Raw genomic sequence first — 13,588 nt, forward strand, 5'->3', positions numbered from 1 at the left:
CCGATCGTCGGCTACCTCGCCAACACACTCGTCCTGCGGGGCGATCTGTCGGGAGACCCGTCCTTCGCCGACCTCCTCGACCGCACCCGGGCAACCGTCCTTGAGGCGATGGCCCACCAGGACGTGCCGTTCGAGAAGCTGCTGGCCGAGTTGGAGGTGGAGCGCGACCTGAGCCGTACTCCGCTCTTTCAGACCATGGCCATTTTGCACAGCCAGGACGGGGAGGGCGAAAACAGGGAGACCTTCGCCGATCTGGCGCTGGAGTTCTTCGACGCCGGTTACCGGCAGGCCAAGTTCGATCTCATGCTGGAGGCCTGGCGAGACGACGAAGGGCTCTCCCTTGTGCTCGGCTACGACGCCGAGCTGTTCGATGCGGTGACCGTCGTTCGCCTCGCCGAGCGGCTCGCCGTCCTGTGCGGTGCGATCGCGGCCGATCCCCATCGTCCCCTCTCCGCGCTGCCACTCCGTACGGCCGCAGATGACGTTCTGCTGCGCGTCCTCGAAGCGGTGACAGAGCATCCCGGCAGTTCCCCAGCACCGGCCCCGATCGGCGAGCCGATCACCGCTTACTCCAGTGGTCCTCTCGTGTCGGGACCGATCGGTGAGGCGATCACCGCTCACTCCAGTGGTCTCTCCATACCGGGGTCGATCGGCGAGGCGATCACGGTTTACTCCGGTGATCCCCTTGAGTCGGGACCGATCGGCGAGGCGACCGCCGCTCATTCCGGTGGTCCCCTCGTACCGGAGTTGATCGGCGAGGTGATCGCCTCCCACGCCGATGCCACCGCGCTGAGCTGCGGCGACGAGACACTGACCTACGCGGGCCTGGAGCGCCGCATCGCCTCGCTCTCGGTCGCGCTCCGCCGACGGGGCGTCGGACGGGAGACGATCGTCGCGGTCCGCGTGAATCGGTCGATCGACGCCATGGTGGCATTGCTGGCGGTGTGGCGGGCCGGTGGCGCCTACCTGCCCGTCGATCCCGAACTCCCGGAGGAACGGGCCGGGGTGCTCCTCGCCGACAGCGGTGCCGCGCTGGTGGTGACGGGACGGGACCTCGACGACCTGCCGGGAGACGTCCCGACACTGCGGCTGAACGACCTGAACGACCTGAACGACCTGAACGACCTGAACGACCTGAACGACCTGGGCAGCCTGGACGGGCTCAACGGGCTCAACGGGCTCAACGACTTGAACAGTCTGGACGGCCTGAACGGGCTCGACGGCCTGAGCAGCCTGGACGGGCCGGGACACCTGGACGGATCCGAAGCGCCGGCCGGGCGGGAAGAGCCGCCTGAGCTTGGTGAGCCGGGCAGCGAGAGGCCCGGTACGGAGCTCGAAGGGCCGCATCGCGCCGAGGCCGCCGACGCCGCATATGTGATCTACACCTCCGGCTCCACCGGCCTGCCCAAGGGCGTGGTGGTGGAACACGGGGCCCTGGCCGCCCGGGTGACCTGGATGAAGGAGGCCTACGGCCTGGGACCGGGAGACCGCGTGGTCCAGTTCGCCTCGCTCAGCTTCGACGCGCACGCCGAGGAGATCTATCCCGCCCTCGCCTCGGGGGCGACCCTGGAGCTTTTGCCAGAGGGCGCGGTCACCCTCCCGGAGGTCCTCGCCGGACCTCGGGGACCGGAGGTGACGGTCCTGGATCTCCCGACGGCCTACTGGCACCGGCTGGTCGACCTGATGGACGACGTGGCCTGGCCCGAACGGCTGCGGCTGGTCATCCTCGGTGGCGAGCAGGTGCACGCGAGCGCCGTGGCCCGCTGGCGGGAACGGTTCGGCGACAGGGTGCGCCTGGTGAACACCTACGGTCCCACCGAGGCCACGATCATCGCCACCGCGGCGGACCTCGGCCCCGCCGACACCGAGGAACGCCCGCCAATCGGCCGTCCGATCGGCGGCGTGCGGGCGATCGTCCTCGACGCTCACGGCCATCGCGTGCCACCCGGTGTGCCGGGAGAGCTCCTCCTCGGCGGCGCCGGACTCGCCCGCGGCTACCTTGGGCACCCGGACCTGACCGCCGAGCGTTTTGTGTCCGACCCCGAGGCCGGGCGGCTCTACCGGACCGGTGACCTGGTCCGCTGGCGCGCGGACGGGCAACTGGAGTTCCTGGGCCGCCTCGACGACCAGATGAAGGTCCGCGGGTTCAGGATCGAACCCGCGGAGATCGAGGGACGCCTGCTTGCCCGTCCCGGCGTGCGGCAGGCGGCCGTCACCGCCCGCGACGACAGGCTAGTCGCCTACGTCGCGGGCTCTGCCGACCCATCGGAGCTCCGGCGTCACCTGGCCGGGGGGCTTCCGCCGTACATGGTGCCCGAGGTCTGGGTGATGTTGGACGAACTGCCGACGACCTCGGGCGGGAAGATCGACCGCAGGGCTCTCCCCGCGCCGGGCTTCGACGAGGACCGGCCGTTCGTGGCGGTCAGGACCGATGCCGAGGCCCTGGTGGCGAAGGTCTGGCAGGAGGTGCTGCGGGTCGAAAGAGTCGGCGCCTTCGATGACTTCTTCGTGCTGGGAGGTCACTCGCTGCTCGCCGTACGGGTCGGCGCGCACCTGCGTGCGGCCATGGGGATCGATGTTCCCATCCGCGCGCTCTTCAGAAACCGTACGGTAGCCGACCTCGCGGTCGCGGTGGAGGAGCTGCTCATGGAAGAACTGTCCGCGCTGACCGAGGAAGAGGCCGCCCTGCTGCTCGATGAGGAAGCGCCGTGACCATGCTGTCGCCCGCCAAGCAGGCGCTGCTGGCCCAGCGACTGCGGCGCGGCGCCGCAGTCGCTCCGCCGTCGATCTCCCCGCGTCCGCCGGAGACGGAGAGCCTCCCTCTCTCGTCAGGACAGGAACGGATCTGGTTCCTCGACCAGCTCGACCCCGAGGACACCTCGTTCGCCATGTCCCTCGCCCAGCGGTGGCGCGGCCCGCTGGACGTCGAGGTCCTGCGCCGGGCATTCGACGAGATCGTGGCCAGGCACGAGATGCTGCGCACCCGGTTCCGCGGCATGGACGACGGGGTCGACCCGGCTGACACGGACAACGCTGCCAACGCCAACGCCAACGTGGACGTGGATGCGGGCCCGGTCCAGGTTGTCGAGGAGCCGGGGCCCGCGCCGTTCGAGTGCCTGGACGTCTCCGAGGACGAGGCCCCGGCCGTGATCGCGGAGCGTGTCTCCACTCCCTTCGACCTGACCGCCGGACCACCGCTGCGGATCACACTTCTCCGCCTCGGCGACGACGACCACGTGCTGAGCGTGGTGTGCCACCACATCATCGCCGACGGGGTCTCCATCAACCTGCTCCTGCGCGAGCTCGCCGTTCTCTACGGCGCCTTTCTCGCAGGCGAGCCGTCGCCGCTGGGGCCGCTGCCCATCCAGTACGCGGACTACACGATCTGGCAGCGCGGCGAGCTTCAGGGGGAGAGCGCGCGACGCTCGCTGGACTACTGGCGCGAGCAGCTCGCCGGAGTCCCGATCCTGGAGCTACCCACGGACCGGCCACGCCCCGCCGTGCACACCTCCGAGGGCGACACCCTGACCAGCGGCGTCGACGCGGAAGTGACCGCCCGCCTGGAACGGCTCGCGATCGCGGAGGGCGGCACGCTGTTCATGGCGCTGCTCGCCGCCTACCAGACGCTGCTCATGCGCCACACGGGACAGCAGGACATCTGCGTCGGCTCGCCCATCGGCGGGCGGCCCCACGTCGAGCTCGAACCGCTGATCGGTTACTTCCTCAACACCCTCGTGCTCCGTGGCGACCTGTCGGGAGACCCGACCTTCAGGGAACTGCTGGGCCGTACCCGGTCCACCGCGGTGGACGCCTTCAGCCACCAGGAGATCCCGTTCGAGAGGGTCATGACCGATCTCAGGATCGAACGCGACCTCAGCCGCTCGCCCCTCTTCCAGACCATGATCATCCTGCACAGCCAGAACGACCCCGATCAGGTGCTCCCGATGCGGGACATCGAGGTCGAGGGGTTCGACACCGGATACCGGGCGGCCAAGTTCGAGGTGACGCTGGAGGCCTGGCGCGGCGCCGACGGCCTGACCCTCGGGTTCGGATACCGGACCGACCTGTTCGACCGGTCCACGGTCGAGGCACTGGCCGGCCGGTTCGTCCGGCTGCTCCGCACGGTGGCCGACAATCCAGACATCCGACTGTCCGAGATCGACCTGCTGGGCGAGGACGAGCGGGAACGGATCCTGGGCTGGAGCACCGGTCCCGGCCGGATCCAGCGGCAGACCGCACCCGCACTTCAGGAGAAGACCGCATCTGAGGCTCAGCGGGAGAGCGCACCCGCACTTCAGGAGAAGACCGCATCTGAGGTTCAGCGGGAGAGCGCACCCGCACTTCAGGAGAAGACCGCACCTGAGGTTCAGCGGGAGAGCGCACCTGGGCTTCAGCGGGAGGCCGCACCTGAGGTTCAGCGGGAGACCGTACCTGGGCTGATCGCCGTCGCGACGGCGGCGGCCCCGGGGGCGACGGCGCTGAGCCACGAGGGCGTCGAGCTGACCTACGCGGAGCTGGACGGGCGGTCCGACCGGCTCGCGCGGGCGCTGCGCGAGGCGGGCGCCGGGCCCGAGTCGATCGTCGGAGTCTGCCTGGACCGCTCACCGGATCTGATCGTCACGCTGCTCGCGGTGTGGAAGGCGGGCGCCGCCTACCTGCCGCTTGATCCGGCCTACCCGGACGACCGGCTGACCTACATGCTCGCCGACAGCGCGGCCGGAATCCTGGTCGCCCCCGCCGCCACGGGCGCGCGCCTGCCGGAGATCCGGCGGCTCGACCCCGGCGACGGGCCGAGGGAGAGCGCGGCAGAGCTGCCCGCCTTCGCACCCGACCGAGCCGCGTACGTTATCTACACCTCGGGTTCGACGGGCAGGCCCAAGGGCGTGGTCGTCACGCATCGGGCGCTGGCGGCCCGGGTCGGCTGGATGCGCGAGGAGTACGGTCTGGGCCCGGCCGACAGAGTGCTCCAGTTCGCCTCCGTCAGCTTCGACACCCACGCGGAGGAGGTCTACCCGTGCCTGGCGGCGGGCGCGACGCTCACGCTGCTGCCCGGCGGGGGCGAGTTCCTGCCGGACTTCCTCGCGGGCGCCGAGGGCGCCCGGCTGACCGTGCTCGACCTGCCCACGCCGTACTGGCACGAGCTGGTCGCCGACATCGACGCCGTCGCCTGGCCACCCGGGCTGCGTCTGACGGTGCTGGGGGCCGACCAGGCGCAACCGCAGGCGGTCCGGGCCTGGCACCGGCGTTTCGGGGGACGGGTCCGGCTGGTCAACACCTACGGGCCCACCGAGGCGACGATCATCGCCACCTGTGCGGAGCTCCGCGACTCCGACGAGCGCCCGCCCATCGGACGTCCCATCGCGGAAACCTCTGTGTACGTGCTCGACGAGCGGAGAGGACTGGTCCCGGCGGGAACACCCGGCGAGCTGTACATCGGAGGCGCGGGCCTGGCCCGTGGCTACCTGAACCGGCCGGAGCTCACCGCCGAGCGGTTCGTGACCGATCCGTACGGCGAGGGCCTCCTTTACCGCACCGGAGACCGGGCTCGCTGGCGGCCGGACGGTCAGCTGGAGTTCCTCGGCCGCCTCGACAGCCAGGTGAAGCTGCGCGGCTACCGGATCGAGCTCGGCGAGATAGAGGCCCGTCTGCTTGAGGCCCCCGGTGTGGCGCAGGCGGTCGTCGTCGTGGACGACGGGGCGCTGGTCGCCTACGTCGTGAGAGACGCCGAACGCGCAGGGCTCGACGAAGGCCGTGAGCTCAATGAACGCGCCGGACCCGACAGGCTCAACGAAGACCATGAGCTCGGCAAGCGCCGTGAGTTCGGCGACAGCCGTGAACTCAGCGACAGCCGTGAACTCAGCGAGAACGGCGAGCCGTACGAATCACGCGATCCGCGTAAATCGGGTGAGTCGCATGAACCGCGTGAGCTGGACGAACTGCGTGAGCTGCGCGAACCGCTTGAGTTACGCGAGTGGCTGGCGTCCGCGGTGCCCGCGTACATGGTGCCGAAGGCGGTGGTGCTGCTCGACCGGCTGCCCCTGACTCCCAACGGCAAGCTCGACACGCGCGCGCTCCCCGCGCCCCGGATGGCGCGGGACGAGTCGGTGGCCGTTCCCGTCACGCCGGTAGAGCGCGTCATCGCCGGGATCTGGTCGCAGGTGCTGGGGATCGCCGAGATCGGGGCGGAGGACGACTTCTTCGAGCTCGGCGGGCACTCGCTGTCGGCGACGAAGGCGATCGCCAGGATGCGCCGCGAGCTCGGCGGCGGGGTGTCCCTGATGGACCTGTTCCAGCACCCCACGGTGCGAGGGCTCGCCGCACTGGTCGAGCGCCCCGAAGGCGCGTCAGACGGCGCATCGGCACGACCGCTGCTGCACGAGCTCACCCCGGTCCAGCCACCGGGCGCCGAGGTCGTCACCTACGTCTGCGTGCCCTACGGCGGGGGCAGCGCGGTGGTCTACCGGCCGCTGGCCGATGCGCTGCCGCCCTCCCACCGGCTGCTCGCGCTCGCGATCCCCGGGAACGACCTGGGACTCGAGGAGGACGCGCTGCCCTTTGAGGAGCTGGCCGAACGCTGCACCGAGGAGATCCTCCGGCGGGTGCGCGGTCCACTGGTCCTGTACGGGCAGAGCAGCGTCGGGTCGGCGCTCACCGTGGAGATAGCCCGCCGCGTCGAGGCCGCCGGGCGTGAGCTGGAGGCCGTCTTCATCGGCGCGGCCTTCCCCTTCAGCCGGCCCACCGGCAGGGTGATGCGCGGGCTGGCCAGGCTCGCACGAGCCGCCGCCGTCTCCTCCGACCGCGCCTACGGCAACTGGCTCGCCTCCATGGGCGTGGATCTGAGCGACCTCGAACCCGAGCATGCCGTACGGATCGTGCGGAACATGCGCAGGGAGGCGGAGCGCGCGGAGGAGTACTTCACCGGCATCCTCGGCGCGGACGTGACGCGGCTGCGCGCCCCGCTGGTCACCGTGGCCGGCGACCGCGACCCCGCCACCGAGTTCCGCGAGGAGCGCTACCGCGAGTGGCACTTCCTGGCGGACACCTCCGCGCTCGTCGTCATGAGTGAGGCCGGGCACTTCTTCCTGAAATACCGAGCGGCGGAACTCGCGCGGATCCTCGTCGAGACTCCTCGCGCGCTCGCCTCGTGGACCCCGGAGATCCCCGCCGGCTCGGAGAGCCTGAAGGTTCCAGAGACCACGGTGTCGCGGGCGGCCCTGGGCGGCTCGGAGTCTCTCGCGCAGTCGGTGACCTCAGGCAGCTCGAAGGTGCCAGAGGGCGCGACGTCTCGGGCGGACCTGGACGACTCGAAGGATTTCGCGTCATCGGCCGACTCGACTCCTCTGGAGACGCAGGGGACCTCCGGCATCCCCACCCGGAGCGAAGGCGCGACGTGGTGGCTGGCCGGAGCGTCCAGGTACGGGCAGCGGGATCCCGCAGCGTCCCGGGCGCCGGAACCGGGGATGGGCCGGTTCGCGGCCGTGGCGGCCGGACAGCTCGTGTCGATCATCGGCTCGTCCCTCACCGAGTTCGCGGTGCCGATCTGGATCTACCAGACCACCGGGTCCGTCGCGAGCTTCGCGCTGTTCGCCGTACTCGCCCTGGTGCCGGGCCTGCTCGTGGCGCCGTTCGCGGGTGCGATCGTCGACCGGATGGACCGGCGCCGGGTGATGCTGGCAGGGGACATCGGGGCCGCGGGCAGCCAGCTCGTGCTCGGAGTGCTGCTGTGGACGGGAAACCTCGAGGTCTGGCACGTCTACCTGCCGCTGGTGATGTTGTCGGTGGCGCTGACCTTCCAGAGGCTGGCCTACGGGTCGGCGGTCGCGCAGCTGGTGCCCAAACGTTTTCTCGGCCACGCCAACGGCGTCGTCCAGATGGTCAACTCGTCGTCGCAGCTCCTGGTCCCTCTGATCGCGGTCGGTCTCATGGCCACGATCGGCCTGGAGGGCATCGTCCTGTTCGACGTCGCCAGCTACGGCATCGCGATCGGCACGCTGATCCTCGTACGGTTCCCCGTCACGATGGCCTGGCGGCGTAGGGAGACACTCCTCGCGGAGATAGCCGAGGGCTTCCGCTACTCCTGGGGGAACCCCGGTTTCAGGGCCATGCTGTTCTTCTTCGCCGGGCTGAACGTCTTCCTCTCGCCCCTGTTCCTGATGGTCACACCGCTGGTGCTGTCGTTCGCGACCCTGGAAGACACCGGCCGGGTCGCCTTCGCCTCCGGGGCGGCCGGCTTCCTCGGCGGCCTGATCATGAGCCTGTGGGGTGGGCCGCGCAGCCTGCGGATGCGCGGTGTGCTGCTCTGCACCCTGGCGCTGGGAGCATGCTCCGCAGTCACCGGGCTGCGGGCCGACCTCGTCGTGATCACCGTCGGGGCGTTCGGGATGGCCCTGTGCCTGACGCTGCTCAACGGCATCTACGCGACGATCGTCCAGGTGAAGGTCCCCCAGCGTTTCCACGGCCGGGTCTTCGCGCTGAACACGGTGATCTCGTGGTCCACGCTGCCGATCGGGTTCGGCCTCGTGGCCCCGGGGGTCAGCGCGCTGCTGGAGCCCCTGCTCGCCGACGGCGGCGCGCTGGCCTCGACCGCCGGGGCGCTCGTCGGCACCGGGCCGGGACGGGGGATCGGTTTCATGTACGTCCTCTTCGCGATGGGCATCGTCGGCACGGCCCTCATCGCCCTGCGGACGCGCTCGCTCTCCGGCTTCGACCGTGACATCCCCGACGCGATCGCCGACGACCTCGTCGGGGTCGAGGCGATCGCCGGAAGGACTCCGCGTCCGGCGGAGAAGAACGTCATTGAAGACACCCAGCGGGTGACGGTCGACGTCGCCAAGGAGAAGGTATGAGTCACTTGGACATCACAGGCTCGGTCGATCAGATTGATCAGGCAGGTTCAGCCGGTCAGGCCGGTCAGGCCGGTCAGGCGGGCTCAGCCGGTCAGGTCGGTCAGACCAATCAGGTTGATCAGGTCGGTTCGGCCGACGCGGCCGACGCGATCGGTTCGGCCGGGACGGAAGGCATCTCGACTTCCAGGACCTCGATGAGGGAATGGCTGGCCGGGGCACTGGCCACGGCCTGCGACGGCGAGATCTCCGCGGAGGAGATCCTGAGCGCGGACTGCCCGTTCGTCGCCCTGGGGATCACCTCGATCGCCATGGTGCGGCTGGTCGACGCCATTGAGATCGAGCTGGACGTCTTCATCGAGTTCGGAGGCGACACCTGGTTCCTCAAGGACCTGGACTCCCTGACGAGTTACCTAACCAAACTTGCCGATTCCTGAAGCCGGACGCTCCGACGAGTTACCTAACCAAACTTGTCGCTCCTGAAGCCGGACGCCCTGACGAGCTACCTCGCCAAGCTTGCCGACCCTTGAAGCCGGACGCCCTGACGAGCTATCTCACTGGACCGACCCGTCCTTGAAGGCCGCCCTGTGGATCGCGGTCCTGGTGGTCTCCTCGGGATAGGGCGACAGCCGTACGGCGTCCTGGACACTCATCCGGCCGGCGGCCACCTCCTCGCACAGCTCCGCGATCACGCCGATCTCGGCGCGCTGGGTGACGACAAACGCGCGGTCCACCGGGTCACCGTGTCCCGGCACCACGATGCCGTCATCGGCGAGCCCGAGCACGCCGTCGACCGTCGCGGGCCATTCGAGCGGGTAGGCGTCTCCGTACGCCGGTGGGGCGCCGTTCTCCACCAGGTCGCCGGCGAACACCACGCCGGCGTCCGGCACGTGGACCACCAGATCGTTGCTGGAATGGCCGCGGCCGAAGTGGGTCAGGACGACACGGCGCCCGCCGGCGGCCAGCTCCGCCCGATCGGTCACGAGACGGTCCGGCAGTACGATCTCCGTCTTCGCGATGTCGTCGGCGATGCCGGCCTGCCCCTCCGTCAGGTATCGCAGCCTCCAGGCCTCCCGCGTCGTCTCTCCGTTCTCGATCAGGTCGGTGCGGCAGCCCTCATGCGCCCAGACGGGACATTCGAGAAACGCCCGCGTGCCGAAGCTGTGATCGAAGTGCGAGTGAGTGATCACCACCGTCCATGGATCGCGGGTGATCCGCCGCACCTGTGAGGCAAGCTCCGCCCCCTGCCGCTCGTCCCCTCGCGTATCGATCACCAGGCAGCCGCCGTCACCCATGACGAGGCCGACCGACAGGTCCAGCTCGGCATGCCGCCGGACCAGCACCCGGTCGGCCACCTCAATCCATCGTTCTTCCATGGACGGCATTCTTTCCCACGACGGGAGGACGCCGGCCTCGGCGTTCTCCTTCGTCGAGGCCGGCACGCGGAAACCTGACGCGCTCGGCACGCGGGCCTCTGCCTACCCCCTCAGGTAGGTGACCACGGCCAGTACCCGCCGGTGGTCGTCCTCGGCCGGGGGCAGGTCGAGCTTGGTCAGGATGTTGCCGATGTGCTTGCCCACCGCGGCCTCCGACACCACGAGCGCCCTGGCGACGGCCGCGTTGGACCGGCCCTCGGCCATCAGCGCCAGGACCTCCCGCTCCCGGGGAGACAGCCGCGCCAGCGGGTCGCGGCGGCGGCGCAGCAACTGCCTGACCACCTCGGGGTCCACGACCGTACCGCCGCCGACCACGTTGAGCAGCGCGTCGACGAACTCCTCCACGTCGCCGATCCGGTCCTTGAGCAGGTAGCCGATCCCGGTGCCGTCACCGGAGTCCAGGAGTTCGGTCGCGTAGGTCTGCTCGACGTACTGGCTCAGCACGAGGACGGGCAGGCGCGGATTCTCCGAGCGGAGGGCGACCGCGGCCCGGAGCCCCTCGTCGGTGAAGTCCGGTGGCATCCGGACGTCGGTCACGACGACGTCGGGAGCGTGCTCGCGCACCGCCTCCATGAGTTTCCCGGCGTCGCCCACCGTGGCCACCACCCGATGCCCGAAACGTGTGAGCAGCCCGGCCAGCCCTTCGCGCAACAGCACGCCGTCCTCGGCGATGACTATCTTGAGGGATCGATCGATGCGCAAGGGATCTCCACACGGAGCAGGGTCGGGCCGCCGACCGGGCTGGAAAGCATCAGTCTGCCGTTCACCACCGAGACGCGGTCGGCCAGCCCCGCCAGGCCGGTCCCGGCCGCCGCGTCGGCACCGCCCACGCCGTCGTCGCCGATCTCCACCACGAGGCGGTCGCCGTCCATCCGGCCGGTGACGGAGGCCTGCCGGGCGTCGCTGTGCCTGGCCGTGTTCGCCAGTGCCTCCGACACCACGAAGTAGGCGGTGGCCTCCACCGCCTCGGGCAGCCGCGACGGGAGCGTCATGGAGACCTCGACGGGGACGGGGGAGCGGTCGGCGACGTCGGCGACGGCCGCGGGCAGCCCCCGGTCGGTCAGGATCTGCGGATGGATCCCCCTGATCAGGTCGCGGATCTCGGCCAGTGCGAGCTTCGCCTGCCCGTGCGCCTTGTGGACGAGGTCGGTCCTCTCGTCCCCGTGGGTGAGCTTGGCCAGGCCGAGCGTCATGGTCAGCGAGACCAGCCGCTGCTGGGCGCCGTCGTGCAGGTCGCGCTCGATCCGCCGCCGTTCGGCCTCGAAGGCCTCGACCAGCCGGGTCCTGGACCGGGTGAGCTCGATGACCCGCTGTGCCTCGTCGGTCTCCCGCGCGCCGAGCAGCAACCGGGCCAGTATGCCGTGGAGCACCGCCAGCGCCGTCAGCGGATAGATGAAGAGGGCGAGCAGGACGGCTCCCAGCAGTGCCGCGGCGAACGCCTCGGGATAGCTGTCGATCAGCCAGATCTTGAGCAGCCTGAACTCGCCCGACTCCTCCAGCGCGATGGGTGAGTACATGGCCAGCATGGGCCCGGCGATTCCGTACACCACGGCCAGGAGTTCCATCGGCCAGAGCACGGTGATCAACAGACCGGTGTAGGCCAGCTCCCGCCAGGTGGCCTGCTCCCCGAACCGGAGCCGGGCCCAGGCGACGAGCCCCGGCTGGTCGGGCACGCGATGCGGCGATTCCACCGGCTCCGAGTCGATGATCCACAGGCGGCGCCGTTCCAGCGCGCCGACCGGGATCCCGCTGAGCCCCAGCACGACCAGCAGCGGGATGCCCACCAGCACCAGGGCCAGCACCGCGCCGGAGACCAGGGACACCAGGACCACCGCGAGGATGATCGCGCCGACGACGGCGCTTGTCATCAGGTAGACGATCGAACGCCACGGCCAGAGCGTGACCAGCAGATTCCGCCGGGTGAGTGCCTGCCAGGCCGCCTGAGATCGCACCTTATGACAGTACGGCCTGCGCGGGAGTGCCCCCCAGCAGGCCAGATCCCCTTCCCTGGTATGGCCAGGCATACCCCGAAGACTAGGTTCTGGCGTCCTGCGGCTGGCACCCCCGCGACGATGTCATTGAGCCATGAACGAGACAGCGGTGGTTCCTGACCTGCGGGCATTCATGGCGGTCGCTCTTCGCAAGCAGGGCGTGGTGGGCGCGATCGCCCCGAGCTCTCCGGCACTGGCCAGGGCGCTGACCGCGGTGGTGCCGACGAGCGGCACACCGGTGGTGGTGGAGCTGGGGCCGGGCACCGGCTCGATCAGCGAGGCCATCCGGGCGCGGACGGCTCCCGGATCGCGCCATCTGGCCGTGGAGATCGAACCCGCCCTGGTCGCACACCTGCGCAGGACCAAACCCTGGATGGAGACCATCCAGGGCGACGCGGCCGACCTCGGCGAGCTCCTGGCCTCCGCCGGGGTCGACCGGGTGGACGCGGTGGTCAGCACGTTGCCGTGGTCGCTGTTCCCCGGCGAGCAGCAGGAGCGGATCGTCGGTGAGATCGGCCGGGTGCTCGCCCCCGGGGGAGCGTTCACGACCGTGACCTACCTGCATGCCGTACCGCTCGCCGGGGCCAGGGCCTTCCGCAGGCGGCTGCGGTCGGCCTTCGACGAGGTGCTGACCACCGGGCCGGTCTGGCGGAACCTGCCCCCGGGGATGACGTACGTGTGCCGCAGGCCGGCAGTTCATGTCTGAGCTGCTCGGCCAGCTCTCCCCGCCGCTGCTGCTGGTCGTGGCGTGGGTGTTCCTGGTGGCCGAGGCCGGACTGCTGGTCGGCGTCGCGCTGCCGGGGACGAGCGTGCTCGTCGCGCTCGGGTACTTCTCCCATCTGGGCGTGGTGCCGCTGGGCGGGGCGATCGCGGTGGCGGCGTGCGCGGCGGTGGTCGGCACCCAGATCTCCTACCTGTGGGGACGGCGCCGCGAGGGTGCTCCCTCCTTCCACCGGTTCGCCCCCGGCCGCTGGGATCGGCCGCGTGAACTGCTCGGGAAGTACGGGCGCTGGGCGGTGGCGGGCGGACAGTGGTTCGGCAGCGCCCGCACGCTGACCCCCCGGCTCGCGGGCTGGGCGGGCATGCCGTACCGCACCTTCGCGACCGCGAGTCTGCCCACCGCCTGCGCCTGGGCGGCGACGCTGGTGACCCTCAGCTACCACCTCGCCCCGGAGATCATCCAGCAGGTCACCACCCACCTGGCCGTCGCCGGACCGGTACTGGTCGCGGTCTGGCTCCTCGTCGCCTGGGCGGTCCGCGCCAGGCTCAGGGCTCAGGCGAAGGCCCAACCGACCATCCGCTGACCGGCGGAGGCGTC

At 70.4% G+C, this 13,588-nt stretch carries 8 protein-coding genes; 5 read left to right on the forward strand and 3 right to left on the reverse strand.

Annotation, left to right across the window (positions count from 1 at the left end; genetic code table 11):
- The 3 genes from CHC08_RS33365 to CHC08_RS33390 form a co-directional block, all read left to right on the forward strand.
- On the forward strand, positions 1 to 2,712 hold a 2,712-nt coding region (locus tag CHC08_RS33365), incomplete at its 5' end, for a non-ribosomal peptide synthetase (RefSeq protein ID WP_089211369.1).
- A 2-nt stretch (positions 2,713 to 2,714) separates the two neighbouring features.
- On the forward strand, positions 2,715 to 8,846 hold the full coding sequence (locus tag CHC08_RS50890) for a non-ribosomal peptide synthetase/MFS transporter (RefSeq protein WP_245878717.1): 6,132 nt from the start codon (positions 2,715 to 2,717) through the stop codon (positions 8,844 to 8,846).
- On the forward strand, positions 8,843 to 9,280 hold the full coding sequence (locus tag CHC08_RS33390; protein WP_143653436.1) for a hypothetical protein: 438 nt from the start codon (positions 8,843 to 8,845) through the stop codon (positions 9,278 to 9,280). Before CHC08_RS50890 ends, CHC08_RS33390 begins: the two co-directional genes overlap by 4 nt.
- A gap of 117 nt (positions 9,281 to 9,397) precedes the next feature.
- Here the strand turns inward: CHC08_RS33390 and CHC08_RS33395 are convergent, their stop codons facing one another.
- The 3 genes from CHC08_RS33395 to CHC08_RS33405 all read right to left on the reverse strand — a co-directional run bounded on the left by CHC08_RS33395 (position 9,398) and on the right by CHC08_RS33405 (position 12,231).
- On the reverse strand, positions 9,398 to 10,219 hold the full coding sequence (locus CHC08_RS33395) for an MBL fold metallo-hydrolase (RefSeq protein ID WP_245878712.1): 822 nt from the start codon (positions 10,217 to 10,219) through the stop codon (positions 9,398 to 9,400).
- Positions 10,220 to 10,321: 102 nt separating this feature from the next.
- Positions 10,322 to 10,981: a response regulator transcription factor gene (locus tag CHC08_RS33400; RefSeq protein ID WP_218825614.1), complete on the reverse strand. Its 660-nt coding sequence runs from the start codon at positions 10,979 to 10,981 to the stop codon at positions 10,322 to 10,324.
- Entirely contained in the window at positions 10,954 to 12,231 is a 1,278-nt protein-coding gene (locus CHC08_RS33405) for a sensor histidine kinase (protein ID WP_245878713.1), read from the reverse strand. The genes CHC08_RS33400 and CHC08_RS33405 overlap by 28 nt, the downstream gene beginning before the upstream one ends.
- 133 nt (positions 12,232 to 12,364) lie before the next feature.
- On the opposite strand from CHC08_RS33405, the gene CHC08_RS33410 reads away from it, so the two are divergent.
- Positions 12,365 to 12,976, forward strand: coding sequence for a class I SAM-dependent methyltransferase (locus tag CHC08_RS33410; protein ID WP_089211372.1), 612 nt, complete (start codon positions 12,365 to 12,367; stop codon positions 12,974 to 12,976).
- On the forward strand, positions 12,969 to 13,574 hold the full coding sequence (locus tag CHC08_RS33415; RefSeq protein ID WP_089211373.1) for a DedA family protein: 606 nt from the start codon (positions 12,969 to 12,971) through the stop codon (positions 13,572 to 13,574). The genes CHC08_RS33410 and CHC08_RS33415 overlap by 8 nt, the downstream gene beginning before the upstream one ends.
- Positions 13,575 to 13,588 lie beyond the last annotated feature (14 nt).

The sequence above is a fragment of the Streptosporangium subroseum genome, assembly GCF_900188345.1.
Taxonomy (GTDB): domain Bacteria; phylum Actinomycetota; class Actinomycetes; order Streptosporangiales; family Streptosporangiaceae; genus Streptosporangium; species Streptosporangium subroseum.